The following is a 26391-nucleotide window of genomic DNA, read 5'->3' on the forward strand; positions in this document are numbered from 1 at the left end:
AAGGTCTCCAGAGGATGTTCTTGTCCGGTCAGTCGCGGGTCACGCAGACACCGACCGGATTGTTTTTCATGTGCGCAAGCAGCACGCCACCGCTGGCGACGAGCCAGCTTGCGAGCAGGCACCAGGCGAGCGCGGTGCGGCCTGTTCCGGTGCGGCGCTTGGAGTGGTCAGGGCCTCGATCGTTCATGACGTGTTTAACGGCCCCGCCAGGACTTACTGGAGCGCACCGGTGTGAAGAGCGGCTGCACCACATCCGTGCGAAGACGGCCCGACCGGCGACGGCCAAGCGCTCCGGGAAGACCTCGAAATCCAGGCAACAACTCATATGAATCAGCAGGTTGATCCCTTCTGAGCGATGGCTCCGAACGGGTGAAACGGACCTGGCAAAACTTTTGCTTTGTCGACACCCGTGAGAGGGTTGGCCGCGCGTGCGGGCATCCCTGCACCAGGCTTGGTTCACATCGGCACCATCGAAGTTCGCCTCGCGGCACAGCCGGCACGGCGGACTTGGATAGAAAGGCCCGGGCACACACGACGCAACGATGCGTCGTGCCCCGGCTGGTTGCCCGGTCACTGAAGCAGGTCGACGACACAAAGCGGGCGCAAGCCTGCGACACACCGGCACCGTATCCAGGATGGATCGGCTGTCGTCAACGCTGCGGGACGCATCGACTGCGCCGCGCAGCCCGGTTTTACCGGCTTCGTCTCCCAATGGCGGGACACGACCGACCAAGCGCGTCATTTGCCGACCGGCACGATCCGGTCACGAAAGGTTTTGCCCTACAGGCGCCAGCGATGCTGCAGGCGCAGGTCTGTGCTCGTCCCTGCGAACCGTTACCGGTCCGGGCGACACAGCCGGGTAAGGGTTGTCGGCTGCACCTGGTGCGGTCTGTTATTGCAGCAATCGGTAGAGGGAACGGGTCATGGAAAAGAAGCGTCTGGTCATGGTCGGCAACGGGATGGCGGGCTGTCGCACGCTGGAAGAGCTGCTCAAGATCGCACCGGAGATGTACGACATCACCGTGTTCGGTGCGGAGCCGCATCCGAATTACAACCGCATCCTGCTGTCGCCGGTGCTGGCCGGTGAAATGACGGTGCAGGACATCATCCTGAACGACTGGGACTGGTACCGCGACAACAACATCACGCTGCACACCGGCAAGAAGATCGTCAAGATCGACCGCAAGGCACGCAAGGTGTTCGCCGACGACGGTACCGAGGCGGAGTACGACCGCCTGCTGCTGGCCACCGGTTCCAACCCCTTCATCCTGCCGGTGCCGGGCAAGGACCTGCCGGGCGTGATCGCCTACCGCGACATCGCCGACACCGACGCGATGATCGAAGCCGCCGCCACGCGCAAGCACGCGGTGGTCATCGGCGCCGGTCTGCTCGGACTGGAAGCGGCCAACGGCCTGGCGCTGCGCGGCATGCAGGTGACCGTGGTGCATCTGGCGCCGTGGATCATGGAACGCCAGCTCGACAAGCCCTCGGCCGACATGCTGCAGGCCTCGCTGGAAAAGAAGGGCCTCGCCTTCCTGCTGGAGAAGCAGACCGAATCGCTGATCGCCGGCGCCGATGGCCGGGTGTCCGCAGTGCGTTTCAAGAGCGGCGAAACCATTCCGGCCGACCTCGTCGTGATGGCCGCCGGCATCCGCCCCAACACCACGCTGGCCGAATCGGCGGGCATCCACTGCAACCGCGGCATCGTCGTCAATGACACGCTGCAGACCTACGATCCGAAGATCTACGCGGTCGGCGAATGCGTGAACCACCGCGGCATCGCCTACGGTCTGGTCGCGCCGCTGTTCGAACAGGCCAAGGTGTGCGCCAACCACCTCGCCCAGTACGGCATCGGCACCTACAAGGGCTCCGTCACCTCGACCAAGCTGAAGGTGACCGGCATCGACGTGTTCTCGGCCGGCAACTTCATGGGCGGACCGGGCTGCGACGACATCGTGCTGCACGACCCGGCGGGCGGCGTGTACAAGCGCCTGGTGCTCGAAGGCGAGCGCCTGGTCGGCGCCTGTCTGTACGGCGACACCGCCGACGGCAGCTGGTACTTCCAGCTGATCAAGGACGGTCAGGACATCCACGCCGTGCGCGATCACCTGATGTTCGGTCAGAACCACCTGGGCGACGTCGGCCACAAGGGCCAGACCCAGGCGGCATCGATGCCCGATACCGCCGAAGTCTGCGGCTGCAACGGCGTATGCAAGGGCACCATCGTCAAGGCGATCAAGGAGAAGGGGCTGTTCTCGCTGGACGACGTGCGCAAGCACACCAAGGCCTCCAGCTCCTGCGGCTCCTGCACCGGCCTGGTCGAACAGATTCTCGCCTCCTGCGTCGGCGGCGCCTACACGCCGGCCGATTCGAGCTCGAAGCCGATGTGCGGCTGCACCGACATGAATCACGGCGACGTGCGTGCGGCGATCCGCGACCGCCACCTGATCGACATCCCGACCGTGATGCGCGAGCTGAAGTGGAAAACGCCCAACGGCTGCGCTTCCTGCCGCCCGGCCCTGAACTACTACCTGATCTCGACCTGGCCGCACGAGGCGAAGGACGACGCGCAGAGCCGCTTCATCAACGAGCGCGCGCACGCCAACATCCAGAAGGACGGCACCTATTCGGTGGTGCCGCGCATGTGGGGCGGCCTGACCACGCCGGGCGAACTGCGCGCCATCGCCGACGCGGCCGAGAAGTACAAGGTGCCGACGGTGAAGGTGACCGGCGGCCAGCGCATCGACCTGCTGGGCGTGAAGAAGGACGACCTGCCGGCGATGTGGGCCGACTTCGCCAAGGCCGGCATGGTGTCCGGCCACGCCTACGGCAAGAGCCTGCGCACGGTGAAGACCTGCGTCGGTGCCGAGCACTGCCGCTTCGGCACCCAGCTGTCCATGGGCCTCGGCGTGAAGCTGGAAAAGATGCTGTTCGGCATGTACAGCCCGCACAAGGTGAAGCTCGCCGTGTCCGGCTGCCCGCGCAACTGCGCCGAAGCCGGCATCAAGGACGTGGGCGTGATCGGCGTCGAATCCGGCTACGAAATCTATGTCGCCGGCAACGGCGGCATCAAGACCGAAGTCGCGCAATTCTTCTGCAAGGTGGCCAGCGACGACGAGGTGATGGAGTACTCCGGCGCCTTCCTGCAGCTCTACCGCGAAGAAGGCTGGTACCTCGAACGCACGGTGCACTACATCGAGCGCGTCGGTCTCGACTACGTGAAGGGCAAGGTGGTCGATGACGCCGAGAACCGCAAGGCGCTGTACGAACGCCTGCTGTTCGCGCTGCAGGACTACAAGGACCCGTGGCTGGAGCGCGCCGAAGCCGACGCGAAATCCGAGCTGGGCCGCGAGTTCCGCACCATCGCCATCAAGCAGGCGATGAAGGCCTGATCTTGGGATGAGGGGCTAGGGGTCAGGGGCTAGCGACAAGCCCACCTCGCGCGGCAAAGCCGCGCCTGTTCCCTAGCCCCTAGCTCCTAGCCCCTGGCCCCCAGCCCCTCCAGATACCCATACAGGAACCCACATGAGCACCGAAACCTCCACCTGGGCGCACGTCTGCGCGCTCGAAGACATCCCGCTGCTCGGCTCGCGCGTCGTCGCGGCCGAATCTGGCGACATCGCGATCTTCCGCACCGATGGTGACCGCGTGTTCGCTGTGCATGACAAGTGCCCGCACAAGGGCGGCCCGCTGTCGCAGGGCATCGTGCATGGCGACACGGTCACCTGTCCGCTGCACAGCTGGAAGATCAAGCTGGAGTCGGGCGAGGCGGTCGCACCCGATGTCGGCTGCACGCGCGGCTTCGACGTCAAGGTCGAGAACGGCCAGGTGCTGCTGAAGGCCTGAGGTCCGCAGAGGTCCGCTGAGGCCCGCAATACCTGCGACGGCGAACGCCGTCGCAGCAATCCGAATCACCACTATCCCGAGTACGGCTGCCCGCAAGGATGCGCGCAGACCGGATTGATGACGGGGAGGTCATCCGCCGATGGACAGGAAAGCTTTTCTCAAGGCCGGCCACACGCCCACGCTGTTCGCCGCCTTTCTCTACTTCGATCTCGCCTTCATGGTGTGGGTGCTGCTCGGCCCGCTCGGTGTGCAGATCGCCCAGGACCTGCAGCTCACGCACGCGCAGAAGGGTTTCATGGTCGCCGTTCCGGTGCTGGCCGGCGCGCTGCTGCGCATGCTGATGGGCGTGCTGGTCGATCACCTGCAACCGAAGAAGGCCGGTGCCATCGGTCAGGTCATCGTCATCGCGGCGATGTTCGTCGCCTGGCAGTTCGGCATCCACAGCTATGAACAGGCGCTGCTGCTCGGCTGCTTCCTCGGCTTCGCCGGCGCCGCCTTCGCTGTCGCGCTGCCGCTGGCGTCGCGCTGGTATCCGCCGGAACACCAGGGCACGGCGCTCGGCATCGCTGGCGCCGGCAACTCGGGCACCGCACTGGCCGCGCTGTTCGCGCCGGGGCTGGCCGCGGCCTTCGGCTGGATCAACGTGTTCGGCCTGGCACTGATCCCGCTCGTCGCAGTGTTCATCTTCTACCTGCTGGTCGCGAAGGACGCGCCGGAATGCCCGCCGCCGAAGACGCTGGCCGAGTATCTGAAGGTGCTGAAGGACCGCGACGCTTGGTGGTTCATGTTCTTCTACAGCGTCACCTTCGGCGGCTTCGTCGGTCTCGCATCGTCGCTCACCATCTACTTCAATACCCAGTACGGGCTGGACGCGAAGATGGCCGGTTACTTCACTGCCGCCTGCGTGTTCGCGGGTTCGCTGGTGCGTCCGATCGGCGGCAATCTGGCCGACCGCATCGGCGGCATCCGCACGCTGAGCACGATGTACGTGATCGCCGCCGCTTTCCTGTTCGGCGTGAGCTTCGGCCTGCCGCAGGCCTGGATGGCGGTGGTCGTGTTCGTCGGCGCCATGCTGGCGCTGGGCATGGGCAACGGCGCGGTGTTCCAGCTGGTGCCGCAGCGCTTCCGCCGCGAGATCGGCGTGATGACCGGTCTGGTCGGCATGGCCGGTGGCATCGGCGGCTTCTACCTCGCCTCCTCGCTCGGCTATTCGCGCGAAGTCACCGGCAGCTACCAGACCGGCTTCGTCGTATTCGCGCTGCTGGCGGTCGCCGCGCTGGTCGGTCTGACCCGCGTGAAGACCCGCTGGCGCACCACCTGGGGCGCGGCACACCTGACGTCGGCGCGCATCTGAGCCGGGCGGCATCATGACGCTCGCAGTGTCCATCGGCCAGTGCTCGATCACCGGGCCGCGACCGCGCAACGAGGACTTCGTCGGCGCGGTCACGCCGACCGGCGAAACGCTGGACGCCAAAGGCGTGCTGCTCGCGGTGGCCGACGGTGTCGGCGGCCATGCCAAAGGACGCGAAGCGGCCGAGTTCACGGTGCGCGGCCTGCTCAACGACTACTACGCGACGCCGGACACCTGGCGCATCGCGCAGGCGATCGATCAGGTGCTGGGCGCGCTGAACCGCTGGCTGGTCGCACATGCCGCGCGCACCCGCGAATCCGCCGGCATGGCCACCACGCTGTCGGCGCTGGTGCTGCGCGGCACCCGCTGGCACCTGGCCCACGTCGGTGATTCGCGCATCTACCTCTATCGCGACGGCAGCCTGACCCAGCTCACCGAGGACCACACCTGGGCCCACCCGGAACTGTCCAACGTGCTGCACCGTGCGGTCGGCCTCGATGCGCGCCTCTCGGTCGACCACGCCGACGGCGAACTGGAGATCGGCGACACCTTCGTGCTGATGAGCGACGGTGTCTGGAACACGCTGCGCGACGACGGCATCACCGCCGTGCTGGCGCGTGGCGGCGACGCCGAGTCGCTGGCGTCGACGCTGGTACTGCAGGCCGAAGCGCGCGGCGCCAACGACAACTGCACCGCACTGGTCGCCCGCGTCGACGCGCTGCCGCAGGCCGCGCTGCGCGACCGGCTGGCCGAGGCGGCCGGTCTGTCGCTGCCGCACCGGCTCAGCGTTGGCGAGGAAATGGATGGCCTGCGCGTCGATGCGGTGCTGCACGAGTCGCGCGTTACCCTGCTCTACCGCGTCACCGATCTGGCCAGCGGCGAGGCACGCGTACTGAAAACGCTGCGCGAGGACGCCGACCCGGACGCCATTGCCGCGCTGGTGCACGAAGAGTGGCTGGCGCGTCGCGTCGTGTCGCCGCAGTTCCCGCAGGTGATCGGCCACCCGCGCAGCCGCCTCTATTACCTGATGAGCTGGCACGACGGCGCCAGCCTGCGTGCGCGCCTCGATGCCGGCCATCACTTCGGCTGCGAACAGGTCGTGAAGCTGGGCTGCAGCGTGCTGCGCGCGCTGGGCACGCTGCACCGCCTGGGCATCGTCCATCGCGACATCAAGCCGGACAACCTGCACCTCGACAGCCAGGGCACGCTGCGCGTGCTCGATCTGGGCGTCGCGGCGTCCGACGGCGAGGACTTCAAGGAGATCAACAACCCGGGCACGCCCAGCTACATGGCGCCGGAACTGTTTGCCGGCCAGAGCGCCAGCGAATCGAGCGACCTGTTCGCACTCGGCGTCACGCTCTACCAGCTGCTGACCCGCCACTACCCGTGGGGCGAGATCGAGCCCTTTCAGCGTCCGCGCTTCGGCGAACCGGTACCGCCCACGCGCTATCGCCCGGACGTGCCCGAGTGGCTTGAAGCGGTGCTGCTGAAAGCCATCGCCCGCAGCCCCGATGCGCGCTTCGAAACCGCCGAGGAATTCCTGCTCGCACTCGAACGTGGCGCCCACCGCCCGCTCGCGCTGCCGCGCCGCGCGCCGCTGGTCGAGCGCATGTCGATGCGTCTGCTGCGCGTGCTGCTGGTGGTGTCGCTGCTGATCAACATCCTGCTGCTGGGCGTGCTGCTGCGCTGAGGACACCCGGCACCGGCAGCGCACCAGTCGCATGCATTCACAGGTCATTGCGCCCCGGCGCGGAGCGCCGACAGCCCGAACCGCACCGGTTCGCACGCGAATCGCCCCTCAGTAACGTGGCATACCCCTTGCTAAAAGTCTCGCGGAGACAAAGAACATGACCCAGAGCCAACACGAAACCCGCTCGACCTGCTGCTACTGCGGTGTCGGGTGCGGCGTGATCATCGAACACGACGGCAGCCGCATCACCGGCGTGAAGGGCGACCCCGACCACCCGGCCAACTTCGGCCGTCTGTGCACCAAGGGTTCGACCCTGCATCTGAGCGCCCGCCCGGACACGCGCGCGCTGCACCCGGAGCTGCGCACCGCGCGCGACCTGCCGCGCAGCCGCGTGAGCTGGGACGCCGCGCTGGCGCACGCCGCCGACCGCTTCGCCGCCATCATCGACGAACACGGTCCGGACGCGGTCGCCTTCTACATTTCCGGCCAGCTGCTCACCGAGGACTACTACGTCTTCAACAAGCTCGCCAAAGGGCTGATCGGCACCAATAACGTCGACACCAATTCGCGGCTGTGCATGAGTTCGGCGGTGTCGGCCTACAAGCAGACGCTGGGGGCCGACGCCCCGCCCTGCAGCTACGAGGACATCGACCACACCGACTGCCTGTTGATCGCCGGCGGCAACCCGGCCTACGCTCACCCCATCGTCTATCGCCGCATCGAGGACGCGCGTCGCGCCAACCCGGCGATGAAGATGATCGTGGTCGACCCGCGCCGTACCGACACCGCCTCCGACGCCGACCTGCACCTGCCGCTGCTGCCGGGCACCGACATCTGGCTGTACAACGCGATGCTGCACGTGCTGCTGTGGGAAGGTCACGCCGACGACACGTTCATCGCCGCGCATACCGAAGGCTTCGCCGAGTTGCGCAAGCACGTGCGCGACATCACGCCGGCGGTCGCCGCCGAGGTGTGCGGCCTGCGCGCCGAGGACATCGTCACTGCCGCCAAGTGGTTCGGCGAATCGAAGGCTGCGATGTCGATGTGGTGCCAGGGCCTGAACCAGTCGCATCACGGCACGCACAACGGAACCGCGCTGATCGCGCTGCACCTGGCGACCGGCCAGATCGGTCGCCCGGGCGCCGGCCCGTTCTCACTGACCGGCCAGCCCAATGCGATGGGCGGTCGCGAAGTGGGCGGCATGGCCAATCTGCTGTCGGCCCACCGTGACATGGCCAACGCCGAACACCGGGCCGAAGTCGCCGCGCTGTGGGGGCTGCCGGACGTGCCGGCGCAGCCCGGGCTGACCGCGGTCGAACTGTTCGACGCTGTGCGCGACGGCAAAGTGAAGGCGGTGTGGATCGCCTGTACCAACCCGGCGCACTCGATGCCGGATCAGGCGCGCATCATCGAAGCACTGAAGGCGGCCGAGTTCGTCGTCGTGCAGGACGCCTACCGCGGCACCGAAAGTGCCGCCTTCGCCGACCTGCTGCTGCCGGCCACCACCTGGGGCGAGAAGGAAGGCACGGTCACCAATTCCGAGCGGCGCATCACGCACGTCAATGCCGCGCTGCCTGCCGCCGGCGAGTCGCGCGCCGACTGGGTGATCGCACGCGACTTCGCGCGTGCGCTTGGCACCCGGCTGGGCCGAGACGCCGACGCGCTCTTCCCCTACGAGACGGTCGAGCAGGTATTTGCCGAACACGTCGAAAGCACGCGCGGTCGCGACCTCGACATCACGGGCCTGAGCTACGCGCTGCTCGACCGACTGGGTCCGCAGCAATGGCCCTTCCCGACCGGCGCCGAAAGCGGTACTGCCACCCTTTACACCGATCGCCGCTTCGCGACGGCAAACGGTCGCGCCCGCTTCGTCGTACCGTCGGCCGCGACCACCGCGGAGAAGATCGACGCCCGCTATCCGCTGCATCTGAATACCGGCCGCCTGCGCGACCAGTGGCACTGCATGAGCCGCACCGGCCAGGTGGCGCGCCTGTACAGCCACGTCGACGAACCGCGGGTCGAGGTGCACGCCGACGACCTCGCCCGTCGCGGACTGAAGGATGGCGATCTGGTGCGCATCAAGAGCCGCCGTGGCGAAATCGTGCTGCGTGCGTACGCGAGCAACGCCCAGCGCCCGGGCAGCACCTTCGTCGCCATGCACTGGGGTCGCAACGCGCTGTCGAACAGCGGTGCCAATGCGCTCACCGCCGGCCGCGTCGACCCGTATTCAAAGCAGCCCGAACTGAAGCATGCCGCCGTGCAGATGAGTCGCGCCGACCTGCCCTTCCAGGCGCTGCTGCTGCGCACCGAAACCAGCGACGACGTGGCACAGCAGCTCACGCTGACGCGGATGGAAGCGCTCGCCCCGCTGCTCGCCCGCTTCGCCTATGCCTCGCTGTCGATGGCCGGACGCGACCGCCCGGCGCTGGTGCTGCGCATCGCGCACGACCAGCCCATTCCCGAAGACTGGCTGGCCGAACTCGACCGCCTGTGCGGTCTCGACCACCCGGCCTGTCTGGCCTACCGCGACGCGCGGCGCGACATCACCAAACGCGCGCTGATCGAGGACGGGCTGCTGACCGGCATCCGCCTGACCGGCGAAACGGCGGCCGCCGCCTGGCTGCGCGAGGTGATGGTCGAGCGTCAGCCGACGGCGGAATTGCGCCGCTGGCTGTTCGCACCGCTGGCTACGCCACCGGTCGCCGCGAAGAGCCGTGGCCGCATCGTCTGCAACTGCCTCGATGTTGCGGAACCTGACATCGTCGAAGCGATCGCAGGCGGAGCAGACCTCGACACACTGCAGGCGACGCTGCGTTGCGGCACCTCCTGCGGCTCCTGCGTACCCGAACTGAAACGCATGCTCGACGCCCGACGGCAGGCGGCATGACAAGAAACTGAACTGGATGGAGCGCCGTACGCGATGCTGAGCCCACAGAGCCTGACTGAAATGCTGTCCGCGATCGGACGCGGCGACGATGCGCGCGATCTTGCCGAAACCGAGGCGCACGGTCTGTTCGCCGACATGCTGGACGGCCGCATTCCGGCGCTCGAACTGGGGGCGGTGCTGGCCAGCCTGCGCTGGAAGCACGAGTCGGCGGACGAGCTGGCGGGCTTCGCTCGCGCACTGAACGAGCGTGTCCCGACGCTGGAACTGCCGCCGCATCTGCCGCGCATGGTGGTGATCCCGAGCTACGCCCGGGCCGGCCGCGCGCCCAACCTGATGCCGCTGCTGGCGCTGATGCTGGCGCGGCTGGACGTGCCGGTGCTGGTGCATGGCCTGAGCGGCGGCAACGCGAGGCCGGGCAGTCTCGACGTACTGGAGCGGCTCGGCCACCTGCCGTGCAGCACCGTGGCCGAGGCGCTGAACACGCTGCACGCCGGGCACTGTGCCATCCTGCCGACCGAAGTGCTGAACCCGTCGCTGGACAGCTTGATCCGGCTGCGCGAGCGCATGGGCCACCGCAATACCGCGCACGTCGTCGCCAAGCTGCTCGATCCGGCGCCACTGCACAGCCTGCGTGTCATCTGCGTCGCCGATGCACAGCTGCTGTCACGTCTGCACGACATGTTCCTGCGTACGCCCGAAAGGGCGCTGCTGATGCGCGCGCCCGACGACGACTCCTTCGCCGATCCGCTGCGCCGGCCGCGCATCGAACTGTTCGAACGCGGCAGCGCGCGCATGCTGTTCGAGGCGGAAAGCGGCGCGCTGCCGCTGACCAATCCGCTGCCGCCGGGCGAGGACATCGATGGCACCGCCGACTGCATACGGGACATGCTCGAAGGTCATCGCGCGATTCCGCAGCCCCTGCTGAACCAGCTTGCCGCCTGCCTGTTCGGCAGCGGCGCGGCGCGCGATCTGACGCACGCCAAGGCCACCGTATCGCTCGGCCTCGCACACACCGCGCATTGAGGTCTCATTGAGGTCTGCACGAGCGGAAGCACGCGCCCTGCATGGGCGCGAACGCTTACTGACCGTTGGCCGCCATCCAGGCGAGACAGCGCTTCCAGGCGTCTGCCGCGTCACCGGCCCGATAGCTCGGGCGGTAATCGGCGTGGAAGGCGTGCGGCGCATCCGGGTAGAGCACGATGTCCGACTTGCGCGCTGCCGCTGACGACGACTTCTTCAGCGCCGCGCGCATGGCGTCGACATCGCTGTTCGGAATGCCCTGGTCCTGACCACCGTAGAGCCCGAGCACCGGTGCTTGAATGCTGTCGACCACGTCGAGCGGATGCAGCGGCGTCAGTTCGCTCGGCACCCCGTCGAGGCGACCGTACCAGGCGACGCCGGAGCGCAGCGCCGGCTGATGCGAGGCATAGAGCCAGGTGACGCGACCGCCCCAGCAGAAGCCGGTCGCGTGCAGGCGCTTCACGTCACCGCCCTGCTCGCGCGCCCAGTCGACGCAGGCATCCAGGTCGGCCATCACCTGAGCGTCGGCCACCTTGGACACGACGCGCTCGAGAATTTCCTGCACGCTGCCAAGCGCCGCCGGATCGCCGTGACGGAAGAACATTTCTGGCGCGACGGCCAGATAGCCTTCGTGCGCGAAGCGACGGCAGACATCGCGAATGTGTTCGTGCACACCGAAGATTTCCGACACCACCAGCACCACCGGCGGCTTGCCCGGCGTGTCCGGCCGGGCGCTGAACAGCGGCAGCGTGCGGCCGTCGCTGGCGCGCGTCGAGGACATGCCGGTCACCAGACCGCTGTCCGGCGTCGTGATCACCTGCTGTGCAATGACCGGTTGCACTGCCATGGCAAAGCCGGCTGCGCCAGCTCCAAGCAGGAAATCACGTCGGTGGGGATTGTCGGGCTGGGTCACGTCGGCACTCCTCTTGCGGTTCGGAAAGGGTTCAGCTTTCGCAGGTTCAGCGTTCGATGAAGCGCGGTTCGGGCGCCGGCGCATCGTGTGCGTAGGCGTCGAGCTGGCGCGCCAGTTCGACGCGTCCGGCAGCAGCTGCCTGCGGCACGTAATTGCGGAACAGCTCGGCAACCGCGGCGCGCTCGCCACCCTGGAACTTGTCGGCCATTGGCATCAGTCGCTCGATCGCCTGGATGCCTTCCGGCCACTTGCCCTGCGCGGCCAGCGCGATCGACAGTTCGGCCAGACGGCGCGCCAGCGGCAGGTCCGGCGTACTGCCGGCGCGCTGTTCTTCCAGTGCCAGCGTCTCGCGCAGCAGTTCCTCGGCGCCTTCCCAGTTGCCGAGCATGCGCTTGAGTTGCGCGTAGTTATATATGCGCTGCGAGCGCGCCTCGGACGGCACGTTCTTGAAATCCGGATGGACCAGCGCCTTGTAGCACAGCTCGTCGGCGAGGCCGATATTGTTGTCGGCCCTGGCGGCCAGGCACTCGCGGAACAGGCGGTCCGACTCGTTCTCCTGTGCCTGCGCGCCTCCTGCACAGGCCAGTGCGACGGCCAGCGCAAGCGCGCCACGGACGATGCGGAACTGCTTCATGGCTTGCTTCTCCTCGGTGTAGTTATGTGTCTCAGTCGAGACGTCTTCTGAATATCCACTCGGTGGCCGTCGACGCCGCGGCGTCGAGCGCATAGCCCTCGACCGCGAAATCGCGCAGCGCGTCGGCATCGTCGATCCGCTTCTCCGCCGCGTAACGTGCCATCAGGCCGCGCGCGCGTTTGGCGAAGAAACTGATCACCTTGTAGTTGCCGCCCTTCCAGTCCTGGAACACGGGCTGGATCACCTGCGCCTTCAGTACCTTGCGTCGCACGGACTTGAAGTACTCATCGCTGGCGAGGTTGACCAGCACCGGGTGCGCATCGTTCTCGAACAGCGCATTGAGCGCCTGCGCGGGCAGGTCACCCCAGAATGCATACAGATCCTTGCCGCGCGCGTTCGGCAGCCGGGTGCCCATTTCGAGCCGGTAGGGCAGCATCAGGTCGAGCGGACGCAGCACGCCATACAGGCCGGACAGGATGCGCACATGCTGCTGCAGCCAGTCGAGTGCCGGCGGCGGCAGGGTCGGTGCATCGAGCCCCTCGTAGACGTCGCCGTTGAAGGCGAGCACCGCCTGACGTCCCTGCGGCGCCGAGTAGTCGCGCGTCCAGTTGGCGTAGCGGGCGACGTTGAGCGCCGCCAGCGGGTCGGAGATCGACATCAGCGACGCGATGTCCGCCGGGCTCTTGCGGCGCAGGATGTCTATCAGTTCTGCGGAGTGGTCGAGGAAGTCCGGACGGGTGGACTTTGTCGTGGCGAGCGGCGATTCGTAGTCGAGTGACTTGGCGGGCGACAGGACGATGATCATGGGGCTGACTTGGCGAGCGATGAGACGTGGTGCGCGGATGGTAACGTGAGCCGACGACGCTGCGCAGCAGCGTGCGGACGCACAAAAAGAAAACGGGAGTGTCGTCACTCGACACTCCCGCTTTCCCTGGCCGCCCCGTCGGCGCGAACCGCCGGTACGCCATCCGCAGGCCCGATGAGGATGCCTGCGGAACGAATCCGTTGCTTACTTCTTGTTGATCGACTTCTTCAGCGCTGCGCCTGCAGTGAACTTGGCAGTCTTGGCGGCCGGAATCTTGATCGTTGCGCCGGTGCGCGGGTTGCGGCCGGTACGGGCAGCGCGCTTGCCGGTTGCGAAGGTACCGAAGCCCACGAGCGTGACCTTGCCGCCCTTCTTCAGTTCGGTGGTGACGGACTCGAGGAAACCATCGAGCATGCGGCCGGCGGCGGCCTTGGAAACATCGGCTTTCTTGGCGAGTGCTTCGATCAGTTCTGCTTTGTTCATCTAAGTCTCCTACTTGGTTGTACGCAAGGGCGCGCGGGAAAACCTGACGGGATGATAGTGAGGCCGGGCGCGCTTCACAAGCGGGTATGAGGACTTTCTTCATGAATTCTCGCGCCCTCCCGCAACATTTTCATCGCCAAGCCAGTTCCATGCCGGATTTCGGTGTTACCGGATGTGTGTGTTGGACACTGTTGCGAACGACCGGGCATAATCCGCGACCATGAAATTCCTGTTCGACCTGCTGCCGGTCCTGCTCTTCTTCGCAGCCTACAAGTTCGCTGGTGCGTCGCCCGAGGCCTCGCATGCGCTGGCGACCCAGCTGCTGGGCCAGGGCATCGTCGCCAGCCAGGCCCCAATACTTATCGCCACCGGTGTGGCCATCGTCGCGACCATAGGTCAGGTGCTGTGGCTGATGGCGCGCGGCCGCAAGGTCGATACCATGCTGTGGGTGAGTCTGGCCATCATCGTCGTGTTCGGCGGCGCCACGCTGTTCTTCCACGACGCGACCTTCATCAAGTGGAAGCCGACCGTGCTCTACTGGCTGTTCGCGCTGACGCTGACGGTTTCTGTTCTCTTCCTCAAGCGCAACCTGATCCGCGCACTGATGCAGGAACAGGTGGAACTGCCCGAACCCGTATGGTCGCGGCTCAACGCGTCGTGGATCGCCTTCTTCACCGTGATGGGTGTGCTCAACCTCTACGTGGCCTACAGCTACAGCGAGGAGGCGTGGGTGAACTTCAAGCTGTACGGCGGCATGGGTCTGATGTTCCTGTTCGTGCTCGCGCAGGGTTTCATGCTGTCGCGTCACATCGAAGAAAAGAATTCCTGATCCAATAGAGGACTGCATGTACTACGCATTGATGGGCGAAGACGTCCCCAACAGTCTTGAAAAACGGATGGCCGCCCGACCCGGCCACCTGGCCCGTCTGCAGGCACTGCAGGACGAAGGCCGGCTGCTGATCGCCGGCCCGCTGCCCGCCGTCGACGCCGTCGATCCGGGTGCTGCGGGCTACACCGGCAGCCTCATCGTCGCCGAGTTCGAATCGCTGGAAGCAGCGCAGGAGTGGGCGGAAGAAGACCCCTACACGGTCGAGGGCGTGTTCGCCCGGATGACCGTCAAGCCCTTCCGCAAGGTGTTCCCGGCGTGAGCGACGCCGCTGCACTCGAAGCGACGATACGCGAGCGCCTCGCAACGCTTGCGCCATCGGCGCTCGAACTGATCGACGAGTCGCACCTGCACGCCGGTCACGCCGGCGCACGTTCGGGCGGCCGGCACTATCGTCTGTCCATCGTGTCCGAGCAGTTCGACGGTCGGCGCACGATGGAACGTCACCGCATCATCTACGCTGCACTGGGCGACCTGATGCAGCGCGACATCCACGCCCTGTCCATCGTCGCACGCGCACCCGGCGAAAACGCCGCGCAGTGACGGACAGGCACAACGCAATCCGCAACCGGATTCCACCCGAAAGGTAAATCGATGAAACACACGCTTTCCGTCCTGACCCTCGCCGTGATGACCGCATTCGCCGCACCCGCCATGGCGCAGAAGGCCAAGGAGAAGGCTGCAGCGCCCGCCGCCGCGCCGGCTGAAGGCGTGCTCGCTACGGTCAATGGCAAGGCGATCCCGCAGGGCCGCGCCGACATCATGATCCGCAACCAGGTAGCCCAGGGCCAGCAGGACGGCGACCAGCTGCGCAACGCCGTGCGCGAGGAACTGATCCGCCGCGAAGTGCTGACCCAGGCCGCCGCCGCCAAGGGCATGGACAAGAACGCCGCGCTGATGCACCAGGCCGAACTGGCCAAGCAGGCAGTGCTGATCCAGGCCTATCTGCAGGATTACGTGCGCAGCCACCCGGTCACCGAAGACACGATCAAGGCCGAGTACGAGAAGATCAAGACCGGTCTGGGCAACAAGGAATACAAGGCGCGCCACATCCTGGTGAAGACCGAGGACAAGGCGAAGGAAATCATCGGCAAGCTGCAGGCCGGCGAGAAGTTCGAAGACCTGGCCAAGGATTCCGAAGATCCGGGTTCGAAGGACCGCGGCGGCGACCTCGGCTGGAGCGCGCCGGCGCAGTACGTGAAACCCTTCTCGGAAGCGCTGGTCAAGCTCGAGAAGGGCAAGTTCACGCCGCAACCGGTGCGCAGCGACTTCGGCTACCACATCATCAAGCTGGAAGACGTGCGCGACCTGAAGCTGCCGTCCTATGATGAAGCAAAGCCGCAGATCGCCCAGCGTCTGGAGCAGCAGACCATCGCCGCCCACGTGAACGAACTGCGTCAGAAGGCCGCGATCAAGTAATCACCCGGCGCCGCCCGCCTCACGGCGCGTCGCCTCAACCCCGCGTCCACCCGGCCGTAAATCCGGTCGGATGGACCGAGGAAGGAAGGACGCGACATGGGACAGCACGCACCCGAGCAGGGCCTGGAACCGGCGCACGAGCCGGAGTCGATACTGCGCCTGTGGTGGCGCTACATCTGGCCCTTCCTCTACTTCCGCGATTGCACGCGCGGTTCCTGGATGGAGCGCGTGCAGAGCTACCGTCACAACCGCTCGATGCGGCGCCACCTGCCCGGCTTCATCGTGAAGTGGCTGCTGTTCACCGCCTTCTGGTTCGCCTTCGGCATGATGTTCGACGAGTTTGCCGGCCTGGTGATTCCAGCCGCCTGCTGCTTCGTCACCGGCACCTGGACCGGCATCGTCGCCATCGTTCTCGCCGTGGCGTGGACCTGGCTGGAGCGCTTCCCCGAGCTGTACTGACCCTCGGGGAAACATCCTGCCTTCCCAGGCCCTGCCCGCTCAGCGTGCGGCCAGTCGCGCCGCCTGCTGCGCAACGCGTGCGCCGAACAGTCGCGCGGTCTTCAGATCGCCTTCGACCATTTCATCGACCGACGCATCCGACGGCGTAGCCGCCATCGCACCGGCGAAGGACGCCACGTAGTTGATGTCCTCGCGCGTCGCCGCCTTGCTGTTGCTCGGCATCAGGCCGGTGCCGACCCACAGCATGCTGTGCTGCATCGCCAGCGTCATGAAGTAATGCAACGTCGAGTGCTTGTCGCCGTTCATCGACGCCGAGTTGGTGAAGCCGGCAGCCAGCTTGTCCTTCCACTGCTGCGTGAACCACGGCTTCGAGGTCGCGTCGGCGAATTTCTTGAACTGCCACGACACGGTGCCCATATAGGTCGGGCTGCCGAACACGATGGCGTCTGCCGCCAGCAGCGTCGCCCAGGCCGACTCCGGAACATTGCCCTCGGCGTCGATTTCGATCTGCTGCACCTGCGCACTTTCGGCCGCGCCGTCGGCAACTGCCTGCGCCATGCGGCGGGTGTGGCCGTAGCCGCTGTGATAAACGATGGCAACTTGCGTCATGCTGATCTCCCTTCAGTAGTGGAATGACTGCCCAGATCGAACAGCAGCGCATGTGCAGCACGCCCCTGTTCAAGTACAACTTCGTCCTCGTGCTCGATGCGCAGCGCATCGCCAGTTTCGAGGCGCTGCCCGTTCACCGTCAGTTCGCCGTCGATCAGGTGCACATAGGCCTTGCGGCCGGCGGCGAGAGGGTGGGTGAGCGGCGCGTGACCGCTGTCGAGGCGGCTCGCGTACAGCGCAACGTCGGCGTGGATGGTGAGTGCGCCGTCGCGTCCCTCTGCATTCACCAGCGGCAGCAGACGACCCTGCCGCGCGCTGTCGGCGAAGTGCTGCTGTGCGTAGCCGGGGGCGATGCCGCGCGATTGCGGCAGCAGCCAGATCTGCAGCATGCGTACCGGTGTCGTCGCGGCGTGGTTGAACTCGCTGTGCTTGACGCCAGTGCCCGCGCTCATGCGCTGCACGTCGCCGGCGCGCAGCACGCCGGTATTGCCGAGTGAATCGCGGTGCGTCAGTTCGCCCGCCAGCACCACGGTGACGATTTCCATGTCGCGGTGCGGATGGGTGCCGAAACCGCCTGACGGCTCTATCGTGTCTTCCATCAGCGCGCGCAGCGTGCCGAAACCCATGTGTGCCGGGTCGTAGTAGTCGGCGAAGGAGAAACTGAAATGCGACTGGCCCCAGCCGTGGTCGTCGAAGCCGCGTTCGGAAGATTTGCGCAGACTGATCATTGCTCATCTCCTTGATGTGTTGGTCGATGAGTGCATTGTGGCGACGGGCCGATCGCCGATGTCGGCATGTCGCTGATATCATCATTCAAATTATTTGAACGACCACATCTCAACCACCGTGTCCGAACGCGACCATCCTCTGACACCCGAAGCGATCCGTCTGATCGCCACCATCGACGAAGCCGGCAGCTTCGCCGCCGCAGCGCGCGTGCTCGGCAAGGTGCCGTCGGCGCTGAGCTACAGCGTGCGCCAACTCGAAGATGCGCTCGACGTGCTGCTGTTCGACCGCGCCAGCCGGACTGCCGTGCTGACGCCGGCCGGTCGCGAGCTGCTGGTCGAAGGCCGGCGCCTGCTGCTGGAGATGGACGCCGTCGCCAGCCGCGTCAAGCGCGTCGCCAGCGGCTGGGAAGGCCAGCTGGCCATCGCCGCCAACGCGCTGATGTGCCCGCACACGCTGCTCGATCTGGTCGACGCCTTCTACGCCCAGCGCGACACCGCGCGCCTGCCGCCGCCGACGCGCATCCGTTTGCGTCAGGAGGTGCTGTCCGGCACCTGGGAAGCGCTGCTGTCGGGCGCGGCGGATCTGGCCATCGGCGTCGATGCCGACGACACGCGGGTCAGCGGCGTGCAGGTCGAAGCGCTCGGTGACATCCCCTTCGTATTCGTCGTGGCGCCGCACCACCCGCTGGCGCGCGTCGCCGAACCGCTGGACCCGGCGATGATCCGCATGCACCGCGCGGTCGCCATCGCCGACAGCGCGATGAAGCTGTCGCCGGTGTCGCGCAATCTGCTGCCCGGTCAGGACGTGCTCACGGTGCCGACGCTGGACATGAAGATAGACGCGCAGCTGCGCGGCCTCGGCTGCGGTTTCCTGCCGGAGGCGCGCGTGCGCGCCCACATCGAAGCCGGACGACTGGTGGCGAAAGCGACCGGCGAGGACAAGGTCGCCCGCTTCGCCATCGCCTGGCGCAGCGCCGGCCAGCGCGGCCGCGCACTCGACTGGTGGCTGCAGCAACTGGCCAGCCCGCGCACCCGCCGGGCCCTGCTCGAAGGCGTGCCGGCATGAGCGCGCAACGCCTGCCGGTGGTGCTGCTGACCGGCTTTCTCGGCGCCGGTAAGACCACGCTGCTGAACCGCCTGCTTGCGCGTGCCGACATGGCCGACACGCTGGTCATCGTGAACGAGTTCGGCGAGGCCTCGCTCGATCACCGGCTGGTCACGCACACCGCCGACCAGACCGTGGTCGAAATGGCCAGCGGCTGCGTCTGCTGCACGCTGCGTGGCGACCTCGCGCAGACGCTACGTGACGCGCACTGGCGCTTCGCACGCGCCGGCCGGCGCCAGTTCGAACGCATCGTGATCGAAACCACCGGCCTGGCCGATCCGGCGCCGGTACTGCGCACGCTGGCGGCCGATGCGCGCGTAGTCGAACGCTACCGGCTGAGCTGCACCCTCACCGTCGTCGATGCCACGCACGCGGCGGCGACACTGGCCATGCGCCCGGAAGCGGTGCGCCAGGTCGCCGCGGCCGACCGCCTGCTGATCAGCAAGACCGATCTCGCCGACGCCGACGCGGTCCCCACGCTGCGGCAGACGCTGGCCGCGCTGAACCCGTTCGCGCCGCAGCTCGACCTGCAGACCGCCAGCCTCGGGCCCGCGCTGTTCGACCCGCCCGCCGTCATGCGCTACCGCGCCGCGCCGCCGACCATCGCCGCGCCGCATGCCGTGCGGGCAGACAGCACCCTGATCGAGCAGCCGCTGCAGCGCGCGCAGATCGACGCCTGGCTGGGCGCCTGGCCGGACATCGCCGGCCCCGGCCTGTTGCGCATGAAGGCCCTGTTCGACGTCGCCGACGAGTCGCGCCCGCTGGTCGTGCAGGGCGTACAGCACGCGCTCTACCCGCCGACACTCCTGCCCGCCTGGCCCGACGCCGCTCGCGGCTCGACCGTGGTGTGCATCACCCAGGGCATAGCCGACACCCGTCTGCAGGCCTGGCTGTCCGCGCTTCATCACGATTGAACCCGCGCGCCGTCGCTTCGCTCACAATGCAGTCTTCCGCACGTACCACCGCATCCATGTCAGCCGCACACAAACGACTCGACGAGATCGAGTTCGACAACCTGTTCGTCCGCAGCCTGCCGGCGGATCCATCGGACCTCATCCGCTCCCGCCAGGTGCGCAACGCGTCGTATACCTTCACTCCGCCGACGCCGGTGGCCGCGCCCGAACTGCTGGCCTGGTCCGACGTGCTCGGCGCCCAGCTCGGCCTCGCACGCCCGGCGCGGGTCGACGCGGCGGTCGAGGCGCTGGCCGGCAACCGCGTGCTGCCCGGCATGCAGCCCTACTCCGCGCGCTACGGCGGCCACCAGTTCGGCAACTGGGCCGGCCAGCTCGGCGACGGCCGCGCCATCACGCTGGGCGAAATGTTCGACATCCACGGTCAGCGGCAAGAGCTGCAACTGAAGGGCGCCGGACCGACCCCCTACTCGCGCCGCGCCGATGGCCGCGCAGTACTGCGTTCGTCGGTGCGCGAATTCCTGTGCAGCGAAGCGATGTCCCACCTCGGCATTCCGACCACGCGCGCGCTGAGTCTGGTCGCCACCGGCGACCAGGTGGTGCGCGACATGTTCTACGACGGGCGTCCGGAGTACGAGCCCGGTGCCATCGTCTGCCGCGTCGCACCGAGCTTCGTGCGCTTCGGCCACTTCGAAATCCTGACTTCGGAGCAGGAACTGCCGCTGCTGCGCCAGCTCGCCGACTGGGTGATGACGCATCACTACCCCGGCATCACGTCGTACGCCGAGTGGTTCTCCGAAATCTGCCGCCGCACCGCAACGCTGATGGTCGAGTGGATGCGCGTCGGCTTCGTGCATGGCGTCATGAACACCGACAACATGTCCATCCTCGGCCTGACCATAGACTACGGCCCCTACGGCTGGCTCGAAGGCGTCGACATGATGTGGACGCCGAACACCACCGACGCCCAGGGCCGCCGCTACTGCTATGGCCGCCAGCCGCAGATCGGCTACTGGAACCTCACCCGTCTGGCCGCAGCGCTGGCGCCACTGATCGACGACCGCGACGCCATCGACGCCGCGCTCGAACGCTACGAACAGGCCTTCGCCGACGGCTGGACCGCGATGCTGGCCAACAAGCTCGGCCTGCCGCTGCCCGCGCCCGGCGACGACGCCGACCAGGACATGCGCAGCCGTCTGTTCCAGTTGCTGCAGCACGAAGAGTGCGACTTCACGATCTTCTTCCGCCGCCTGGCCGACGTGCCGCTCGCCGCCGCCGCGGCGGGCGACGCGGCAGCACTCGCGCCGCTGCACGAGGCCTTCTACAGCGGCGACGGACCGTCGCCCGAGCATGGCCGCGAGCTGCTCGGCTGGCTGCAGCAGTGGGCGCAGCGCATCAACGCAGGCGCCGAGCCGGATGCCGCGCGCATCGCCCGCATGAACGCGACCAATCCGAAGTACATCGTCCGCAACTGGCTCGCCCAGCGCGCGATCGACGATGCCACCGCCGGTGACACCGGCATGATCGAGCGCCTGCTGAAGATGATGCAGCGCCCCTACGACGAACAGCCGGAATTCGACGACCTCGCCGGCCGCCGCCCGGAATGGGCGCGCAACAAGCCCGGCTGTTCCGCACTGTCCTGCAGCTCATGAACCTGACCAGCCTGCGCACCCACTGCTTCCACGGCCTCGAAGCCGGCCCGAAACTGATCGTGCTCGGCGCCGTGCACGGCAACGAAACCTGCGGCACCCAGGGCATCGCCCGCGTCCTCGGCGAACTCGACCGCGGCGAACTGCGCATCCTGCGCGGCGCGGTCACCTTCGTGCCGGTCGCCAACCCGCTCGCCTATCTGCGCGGTCAGCGGGCGGGCGACCGCAACCTGAACCGCAATCTCGGCCCGAAGGACGCACCGCAGGACTACGAGGACCGCATCGCCAACGCACTGTGCCCGCTGCTGGCGGCGCACGAGGTGCTGCTCGACCTGCACTCCTTCCACACCGGCGGCGAGCCCTTCGCCATGCTCGGCCCGCAGGACAACACCGGCCCGCTCGAACCCTTCGCCCACGCCGCAGCCGAAGAGGCGATGGCGCTGCGCCTCGGTGCGCGTCGCCTGGTCGAAGGCTGGCTCGACACCTACGCCGCCGGCGTGCGCACCCGGCTCGCGCGCACCGCGCCGACCGAGCGTGCGCAACTGCTCAGCACCGACCCCGACTACGGCGTCGGCACCACCGAATACATGCGCCGCATGGGCGGCTACGCGATCACGCTCGAATGCGGCCAGCACGAAGACCCGGCCGCGCCCGATTTCGCCTGGCGGGCGATCCGCAACACGCTGGCCCACCTCGGCCTGACCGACGAAACACCGCCGCCGGCGCGCTCCGACTGCGAACTGCTGAAGCTGGTCGAAGTGATCGACCGTCTGCATGCCGGTGACACGTTCGCGCGCCCGTGGGCCAGCTTCGACCCGGTGTCCGCCGGCGACCTGATCGGCACGCGCGAGGACGGCAGCGAAGTACGCGCCCGACGCGACGGCTTCATCGTCTTCCCCAATCCCGCCGCCACGCCGGGCAACGAGTGGTTCTATTTCGCCCAGCGCAGCGAGCGCGTGCTGCACGGCTGACGCCGATTTCGTGGGAGCGAGCTTGCTCGCGATAGCAGCCTGAATCGAAGCCCGCGGACAGCAACGGCCGTGTCGCGGCCAAGGCCGCTCCCACAGAGGTCACTCCCACAGGAATCGCGCCCCATCGGCGGTCGGAGCCGGAGTTCTGTGGGAGGGGTCTTCTGACCCCGACAGCGGCTTGCATCGAAGCCTGCGGACAGCAAAGGCGGTATCGCGGCCAAGGCCGCTCCCACAAGGTCGCTCTCACAGGGATCGAGCCCGATCGGCGGTCGGAGCCGATGTTCTGTGGGAGGGGTCTTCTGACCCCGACAGCGGCCCGCATCGCAGCCTGCGGACAGCAGCGGCCGTGTCGCGGCCAAGGCCGCTCCCACAGAGGAGATGCGCCCGACCCAAGGCCTGAGCCGAAGCCAGGGTTCTGTGGGAGGGGTCTTCTGACCCCGACAGCAGCCTGCGCCGAAGCCAACGACCCGCCAAGTCCGCCCGTGGTCGGAGGTGATTACTGCCGGGCCTTTCCCCGCCCCCGCGCCCTCGCATTGTCATGGTGCACCGCAATCGCCCGCCGGGCCGTGGACATCGCAGCCAATGCCAGCAGGGGCGCGGACGACCGCCGGAACACGCCCCTGTCAAGGCTGTCCGACCTCGTATCAGCGGCCTAGAATCGAAAGATTCACGTCAGGGAGGAGCCCACACATGCAACAGATCGATCTTGTCCCACTGACCGAAGAGGAAAAAATCGCCTGCCTGCCGGAGCAGGAAATTTCAGGCGAAGTGCTGATCGAAAAGTACGCCAAGGGCGGCGAAACCACCGTCGCCGAAGTGCGCCGCCGCGTAGCGAAGGCACTGGCCCAGGCCGAGGCGGAAGACCGCCGCGCACACTGGGAAGCGAAATTCCTCGAAGCGCAGGACCGCGGCTTCGTGCCCGCCGGCCGCATCAGTTCGGCTGCCGGCACCAATCTCACCGCGACGCTGATCAACTGCTTCGTGCAGCCGGTCGGCGACTCGATCACCGAAATCGAAGACGAACGCCCCGGCATCTACACCGCGCTGGCACAGGCCGCTGAAACGATGCGCCGCGGTGGCGGCGTCGGCTACGACTTCTCCAGCATCCGTCCGGTCGGCGCCCGCGTGCGCGGCACGCAATCGCGCGCCTCCGGCCCGGTCAGCTACATGCGCGTGTTCGACCGCTCGTGCGAAACGGTGGAATCCGCCGGCAGCCGCCGCGGCGCCCAGATGGGCGTGCTGCGCTGCGATCACCCGGACATCGAACAGTTCATCCACGCCAAGGACGGCGGCGACCTGACCAATTTCAACGTGTCGGTCGGCGTGACCGACGTGTTCATGAAGGCGGTCGAAGCCGACACCACGGTCGACCTGGTGCACAAGGCCGAGCCGGCACCCGACCTGAAGGCAGCCGGCGCCTACCAGCGCGAGGACGGCCTGTGGGTCTATGCGAAGCCGCGCGCCCGTGATCTGTGGGACCAGATCATGCGCTCGACCTACGACCACGCCGAGCCGGGCATCCTCTTCCTCGACCGCATCAACCGCGACAACAACCTCTACTACTGCGAGCGCATCGAGGCGACCAACCCCTGCGCCGAACAGCCGCTGCCGCCCTACGGCTGCTGCGACCTCGGCTCGATCAATCTGGTGCGCTTCGTGAAGCGGCCCTTCTCCGAAGCGGCCGAATTCGACTTCGACGGCTTCCGCGAAGTGGTGGCGGTCGCCATCCGCATGCTGGACAACGTGCTCGACGTGACGCACTGGCCGCTGCAACAGCAGCATGACGAAGCGATGGCCAAGCGCCGCGTCGGCCTCGGCTTCACCGGCCTGGGCGACACCCTCATCATGCTGCGCCAGCGCTATGACTCGCAAGAAGCGCGGCTGATGGCCTCGCGCATTTCCGAAGTGATGCGCGACGCCGCCTACCTCGCCTCGGTCGAGCTGGCCAAGGAGCGCGGCAGCTTCCCGCTGTTCAACGCCGACATGTATCTGTCGGGCGGCAACTTCGCGTCGCGCCTGCCGGCCGAGGTGAAGGAGCAGATCCGCAAGCACGGCCTGCGCAATTCGCACCTGCTGTCGATCGCGCCCACCGGAACCATTTCGCTGGCCTTCGCCGACAACGCCAGCAACGGCATCGAACCGCCCTTCTCCTGGACCTACACGCGCAAGAAGCGCATGGCCGACGGCACGTTCAAGGAATACGCGGTCGAGGACTACGCCTGGCGCCTGTTCAAGCACCTCGGCGGCGACATGGAAAAACTGCCGCCCTGGTTCGTCACCGCGCTGGAAATTTCCGCCGCCGCCCACAAGGACATGGTGGCCGCGGTCGCGCCCTACATCGACACGTCGATTTCGAAGACGGTGAACGTGCCGGCCGACTACCCCTACGCCGACTTCGAGGACCTCTACCTCGCCGCGTGGAAGGCCGGCCTCAAAGGCCTGGCTACCTACCGCCCGAACAGCGTGCTCGGCAGCGTGCTGTCGGTCGACACGCCGAAGACGGAAGAGAAGAAGCAGCCGCACGACGTCGAACTGTCGGCGGTCGGCGCCAACCAGCGCCTGTCCATCGGCGCGCTCCCGGCGCCGGTGCTGTCCAGCCTGCGCTGGCCCGGCCGGCCGGACATGAGCGACGGCAACCCGAGCTGGACCTATATGCTGAAGACGCCGGGCGGCGAGTTCGCGCTGTTCGTCGGCCATACCGAAAACGAAGGTCCGGACGGCCGCATCCAGCCGCTGCCTTTCGAAGTGTGGGTCAATGGCGCCAACCAGCCGCGCGGCCTCGGCGCCGTCGCCAAGACGCTGTCGATGGACATGCGCGCCAACGATCCGGGCTGGCTCAAGCTCAAGCTCGACGTGCTGGCCAAGACCGTCGGCGACGCCAGCTTCGACCTGCCCTTCCCGCCGACCGGCGAACACCGCCGCATGCCGGGCGTGGTCGCCGCCTTCGCCAACGTCATCCGCTATCGCTGCGACAAGCTGGGCGCGCTCGACCGCGAAGCGCCGACACCAGTGCTCGACACGCTGTTCGCCGTGCAGGAGCCGAAGACCGGCACCGACGGCACGCTGAGCTGGACGGTGGACATCAGCAATCCGGCCACCGGTGAAGACTTCGTGCTCGGTCTGAAGGAAATCACCCTGCCCGGCGGCGAAACGCGGCCTTACTCGGTGTGGCTGTCCGGCAACTACCCGCGCGCGCTCGACGGCCTCACCCGCATCCTCGCGCTCGACATGCGCGTGATGGACCCGGCCTGGATAGGCATGAAGCTGCGCAAGCTCATCAGCTACCCGGAACCGCTGGGCGACTTCATGGCCTTCGTGCCCGGCACCCGCCGCCAGCAGAACTGGCCGTCGACCGTCGCCTACGTCGCCCGCCTCATCATCCACCGCTACGCGATGCTGGGCATTCTCGACGAGGACGGCTACCCGACGCGCGAAATGGGCATCCTCGAAGCCCCGCGCGGCGACGACGAACCCAAGCTCATGCAGGGTGCGCTGTGCAACGAATGCGGCAACCAGTCGGTGATACGGAAGGACGGTTGCGATTTCTGCACGGCCTGCGGGGCGGTGGGGAGTTGCGGCTGACGGCTGCGTCCGCGAGGGCAGACCGCTGAAAGGGAAAGGGCCTGTCGAAAGACAGGCCCTTTTTCTTTGCGTGTCGGGCGGCGCTCGAACCCACCTTCGCCGCGCAGGATTCTCGTCATCCCATCGGCCAAAAGTCTGATGCGCGGAAGGACGGAGGCATCGTGAGCTAACTTCCGCGTGATTCCTGTCGAGAGCACGCCGGTTCCGAGTTTTGTTCGTACCGCGAGTAAACGTGAAAGCACACGGAGAGGACTGATATGAAAAAAATCCGGTGACCAGTTTGTGCGTTTATCCGAACAGCGTACATTTTATCGGACGGAAACGTCCTCTACCTCACGCTCCAGCAACTGCAACCGGCGTCCTTCACTAGCACCTCCAAGCAATCTTCCCACCGAAGTTGCTCAACACAAACACGAATTACGACAAAGCCACGAGCGCCTCGC

General features: G+C 67.0%; 23 protein-coding genes. 16 read left to right on the plus strand and 7 right to left on the minus strand.

Annotated elements, in window-relative coordinates; all coding sequences use genetic code 11:
* Window positions 1-28: 28 nt before the first annotated feature.
* Window positions 29-187 carry a hypothetical protein gene (locus WJU27_RS06235; protein WP_304001229.1) on the minus strand — a complete coding sequence of 53 codons (159 nt, stop codon included), beginning with the start codon at window positions 185-187 and terminating at the stop codon, window positions 29-31.
* Window positions 188-923: 736 nt separating this feature from the next.
* On the opposite strand from WJU27_RS06235, the gene nirB reads away from it, so the two are divergent.
* From nirB to ybiB, 6 genes are all read left to right on the plus strand, one after another.
* A complete protein-coding gene (nirB, locus tag WJU27_RS06240; protein ID WP_341421466.1) occupies window positions 924-3392 on the plus strand; it encodes a nitrite reductase large subunit NirB in 2469 nt (822 codons plus the stop codon).
* Window positions 3393-3525: 133 nt separating this feature from the next.
* Complete coding sequence (nirD, locus tag WJU27_RS06245; protein ID WP_020164450.1) at window positions 3526-3846, plus strand: nitrite reductase small subunit NirD; 321 nt, start codon at window positions 3526-3528, stop codon at window positions 3844-3846.
* A gap of 139 nt (window positions 3847-3985) precedes the next feature.
* Complete coding sequence (locus WJU27_RS06250) at window positions 3986-5200, plus strand: nitrate/nitrite transporter (RefSeq protein WP_020164449.1); 1215 nt, start codon at window positions 3986-3988, stop codon at window positions 5198-5200.
* Between the two features lie 13 nt (window positions 5201-5213).
* Window positions 5214-6887 (plus strand): protein kinase domain-containing protein, encoded by a 1674-nt coding sequence (locus tag WJU27_RS06255; protein ID WP_341421467.1) that lies wholly within the window; start codon window positions 5214-5216, stop codon window positions 6885-6887.
* A gap of 157 nt (window positions 6888-7044) precedes the next feature.
* Complete coding sequence (locus WJU27_RS06260; RefSeq protein WP_341421468.1) at window positions 7045-9774, plus strand: nitrate reductase; 2730 nt, start codon at window positions 7045-7047, stop codon at window positions 9772-9774.
* Between the two features lie 33 nt (window positions 9775-9807).
* Window positions 9808-10797, plus strand: coding sequence for a DNA-binding protein YbiB (ybiB, locus tag WJU27_RS06265; RefSeq protein ID WP_020164446.1), 990 nt, complete (start codon window positions 9808-9810; stop codon window positions 10795-10797).
* 55 nt (window positions 10798-10852) lie between these two features.
* Here ybiB and WJU27_RS06270 read toward each other — a convergent pair whose 3' ends face one another.
* The 4 genes from WJU27_RS06270 to WJU27_RS06285 form a co-directional block, all read right to left on the minus strand.
* Window positions 10853-11707, minus strand: a complete 855-nt coding sequence (locus tag WJU27_RS06270; protein WP_341421469.1) for a dienelactone hydrolase family protein — start codon at window positions 11705-11707, stop codon at window positions 10853-10855.
* Window positions 11708-11753: 46 nt separating this feature from the next.
* Window positions 11754-12341, minus strand: a complete 588-nt coding sequence (locus tag WJU27_RS06275) for a hypothetical protein (RefSeq protein WP_341421470.1) — start codon at window positions 12339-12341, stop codon at window positions 11754-11756.
* A gap of 31 nt (window positions 12342-12372) precedes the next feature.
* Entirely contained in the window at window positions 12373-13146 is a 774-nt protein-coding gene (gene yaaA / locus WJU27_RS06280) for a peroxide stress protein YaaA (RefSeq protein ID WP_341421471.1), read from the minus strand.
* A gap of 204 nt (window positions 13147-13350) precedes the next feature.
* Complete coding sequence (locus WJU27_RS06285) at window positions 13351-13629, minus strand: HU family DNA-binding protein (protein ID WP_019918484.1); 279 nt, start codon at window positions 13627-13629, stop codon at window positions 13351-13353.
* 220 nt (window positions 13630-13849) lie between these two features.
* Between WJU27_RS06285 and WJU27_RS06290 the strand changes: the two genes are divergently transcribed.
* The 5 genes from WJU27_RS06290 to WJU27_RS06310 all read left to right on the plus strand — a co-directional run bounded on the left by WJU27_RS06290 (window position 13850) and on the right by WJU27_RS06310 (window position 16393).
* On the plus strand, window positions 13850-14458 hold the full coding sequence (locus tag WJU27_RS06290; RefSeq protein WP_020164442.1) for a septation protein A: 609 nt from the start codon (window positions 13850-13852) through the stop codon (window positions 14456-14458).
* Window positions 14459-14474: 16 nt separating this feature from the next.
* Window positions 14475-14777 (plus strand): YciI family protein, encoded by a 303-nt coding sequence (locus WJU27_RS06295; protein ID WP_029143660.1) that lies wholly within the window; start codon window positions 14475-14477, stop codon window positions 14775-14777.
* Window positions 14774-15058: a BolA family protein gene (locus WJU27_RS06300; protein WP_020164440.1), complete on the plus strand. Its 285-nt coding sequence runs from the start codon at window positions 14774-14776 to the stop codon at window positions 15056-15058. The genes WJU27_RS06295 and WJU27_RS06300 overlap by 4 nt, the downstream gene beginning before the upstream one ends.
* A 51-nt stretch (window positions 15059-15109) precedes the next feature.
* Window positions 15110-15934: a peptidylprolyl isomerase gene (locus WJU27_RS06305; protein ID WP_020164439.1), complete on the plus strand. Its 825-nt coding sequence runs from the start codon at window positions 15110-15112 to the stop codon at window positions 15932-15934.
* 96 nt (window positions 15935-16030) lie between these two features.
* A complete protein-coding gene (locus WJU27_RS06310; protein WP_341421472.1) occupies window positions 16031-16393 on the plus strand; it encodes a hypothetical protein in 363 nt (120 codons plus the stop codon).
* A 39-nt stretch (window positions 16394-16432) separates the two neighbouring features.
* Here the strand turns inward: WJU27_RS06310 and WJU27_RS06315 are convergent, their stop codons facing one another.
* Both WJU27_RS06315 and WJU27_RS06320 read right to left on the minus strand, forming a co-directional pair.
* Window positions 16433-17002 carry a flavodoxin family protein gene (locus WJU27_RS06315; RefSeq protein WP_020164437.1) on the minus strand — a complete coding sequence of 190 codons (570 nt, stop codon included), beginning with the start codon at window positions 17000-17002 and terminating at the stop codon, window positions 16433-16435.
* Entirely contained in the window at window positions 16999-17730 is a 732-nt protein-coding gene (locus WJU27_RS06320; RefSeq protein WP_341421473.1) for a pirin family protein, read from the minus strand. The genes WJU27_RS06315 and WJU27_RS06320 overlap by 4 nt, the downstream gene beginning before the upstream one ends.
* 94 nt (window positions 17731-17824) lie before the next feature.
* Here WJU27_RS06320 and WJU27_RS06325 point away from each other — a divergent pair, with 94 nt between their 5' ends.
* The 5 genes from WJU27_RS06325 (at window position 17825) to WJU27_RS06345 (ending at window position 25948) form a co-directional block, all read left to right on the plus strand.
* Window positions 17825-18796, plus strand: a complete 972-nt coding sequence (locus WJU27_RS06325) for a LysR family transcriptional regulator (protein WP_304009248.1) — start codon at window positions 17825-17827, stop codon at window positions 18794-18796.
* Complete coding sequence (locus WJU27_RS06330; RefSeq protein ID WP_341421474.1) at window positions 18793-19749, plus strand: CobW family GTP-binding protein; 957 nt, start codon at window positions 18793-18795, stop codon at window positions 19747-19749. Before WJU27_RS06325 ends, WJU27_RS06330 begins: the two co-directional genes overlap by 4 nt.
* 56 nt (window positions 19750-19805) lie before the next feature.
* Window positions 19806-21398, plus strand: a complete 1593-nt coding sequence (locus WJU27_RS06335; protein ID WP_341421475.1) for a protein adenylyltransferase SelO — start codon at window positions 19806-19808, stop codon at window positions 21396-21398.
* Window positions 21395-22366, plus strand: a complete 972-nt coding sequence (locus WJU27_RS06340) for a succinylglutamate desuccinylase/aspartoacylase domain-containing protein (protein ID WP_341421476.1) — start codon at window positions 21395-21397, stop codon at window positions 22364-22366. Before WJU27_RS06335 ends, WJU27_RS06340 begins: the two co-directional genes overlap by 4 nt.
* Window positions 22367-23056: 690 nt before the next feature.
* On the plus strand, window positions 23057-25948 hold the full coding sequence (locus tag WJU27_RS06345) for an adenosylcobalamin-dependent ribonucleoside-diphosphate reductase (protein ID WP_341421477.1): 2892 nt from the start codon (window positions 23057-23059) through the stop codon (window positions 25946-25948).
* Window positions 25949-26391: the final 443 nt, after the last annotated feature.

Origin of the sequence: Methyloversatilis sp. NSM2 (assembly GCF_038066675.1) — a bacterium.
Classification (GTDB): domain Bacteria; phylum Pseudomonadota; class Gammaproteobacteria; order Burkholderiales; family Rhodocyclaceae; genus Methyloversatilis; species Methyloversatilis discipulorum_A.

Coding starts and splice junctions, on each gene's coding strand:
- WJU27_RS06340 (WP_341421476.1), top strand. CDS start 21,395: ATGAACCTGACCAGCCTGCGCACCCACTGCTTCCACGGCCTCGAAGCC.
- WJU27_RS06335 (WP_341421475.1), top strand. CDS start 19,806: ATGTCAGCCGCACACAAACGACTCGACGAGATCGAGTTCGACAACCTG.
- WJU27_RS06260 (WP_341421468.1), top strand. CDS start 7,045: ATGACCCAGAGCCAACACGAAACCCGCTCGACCTGCTGCTACTGCGGT.
- WJU27_RS06275 (WP_341421470.1), bottom strand. CDS start 12,341: ATGAAGCAGTTCCGCATCGTCCGTGGCGCGCTTGCGCTGGCCGTCGCA.
- ybiB (WP_020164446.1), top strand. CDS start 9,808: ATGCTGAGCCCACAGAGCCTGACTGAAATGCTGTCCGCGATCGGACGC.
- WJU27_RS06345 (WP_341421477.1), top strand. CDS start 23,057: ATGCAACAGATCGATCTTGTCCCACTGACCGAAGAGGAAAAAATCGCC.
- WJU27_RS06315 (WP_020164437.1), bottom strand. CDS start 17,002: ATGACGCAAGTTGCCATCGTTTATCACAGCGGCTACGGCCACACCCGC.
- WJU27_RS06310 (WP_341421472.1), top strand. CDS start 16,031: ATGGGACAGCACGCACCCGAGCAGGGCCTGGAACCGGCGCACGAGCCG.
- WJU27_RS06250 (WP_020164449.1), top strand. CDS start 3,986: ATGGACAGGAAAGCTTTTCTCAAGGCCGGCCACACGCCCACGCTGTTC.
- WJU27_RS06295 (WP_029143660.1), top strand. CDS start 14,475: ATGTACTACGCATTGATGGGCGAAGACGTCCCCAACAGTCTTGAAAAA.
- WJU27_RS06330 (WP_341421474.1), top strand. CDS start 18,793: ATGAGCGCGCAACGCCTGCCGGTGGTGCTGCTGACCGGCTTTCTCGGC.
- WJU27_RS06320 (WP_341421473.1), bottom strand. CDS start 17,730: ATGATCAGTCTGCGCAAATCTTCCGAACGCGGCTTCGACGACCACGGC.
- WJU27_RS06235 (WP_304001229.1), bottom strand. CDS start 187: ATGAACGATCGAGGCCCTGACCACTCCAAGCGCCGCACCGGAACAGGC.
- WJU27_RS06290 (WP_020164442.1), top strand. CDS start 13,850: ATGAAATTCCTGTTCGACCTGCTGCCGGTCCTGCTCTTCTTCGCAGCC.
- nirD (WP_020164450.1), top strand. CDS start 3,526: ATGAGCACCGAAACCTCCACCTGGGCGCACGTCTGCGCGCTCGAAGAC.
- nirB (WP_341421466.1), top strand. CDS start 924: ATGGAAAAGAAGCGTCTGGTCATGGTCGGCAACGGGATGGCGGGCTGT.
- yaaA (WP_341421471.1), bottom strand. CDS start 13,146: ATGATCATCGTCCTGTCGCCCGCCAAGTCACTCGACTACGAATCGCCG.
- WJU27_RS06305 (WP_020164439.1), top strand. CDS start 15,110: ATGAAACACACGCTTTCCGTCCTGACCCTCGCCGTGATGACCGCATTC.
- WJU27_RS06285 (WP_019918484.1), bottom strand. CDS start 13,629: ATGAACAAAGCAGAACTGATCGAAGCACTCGCCAAGAAAGCCGATGTT.
- WJU27_RS06255 (WP_341421467.1), top strand. CDS start 5,214: ATGACGCTCGCAGTGTCCATCGGCCAGTGCTCGATCACCGGGCCGCGA.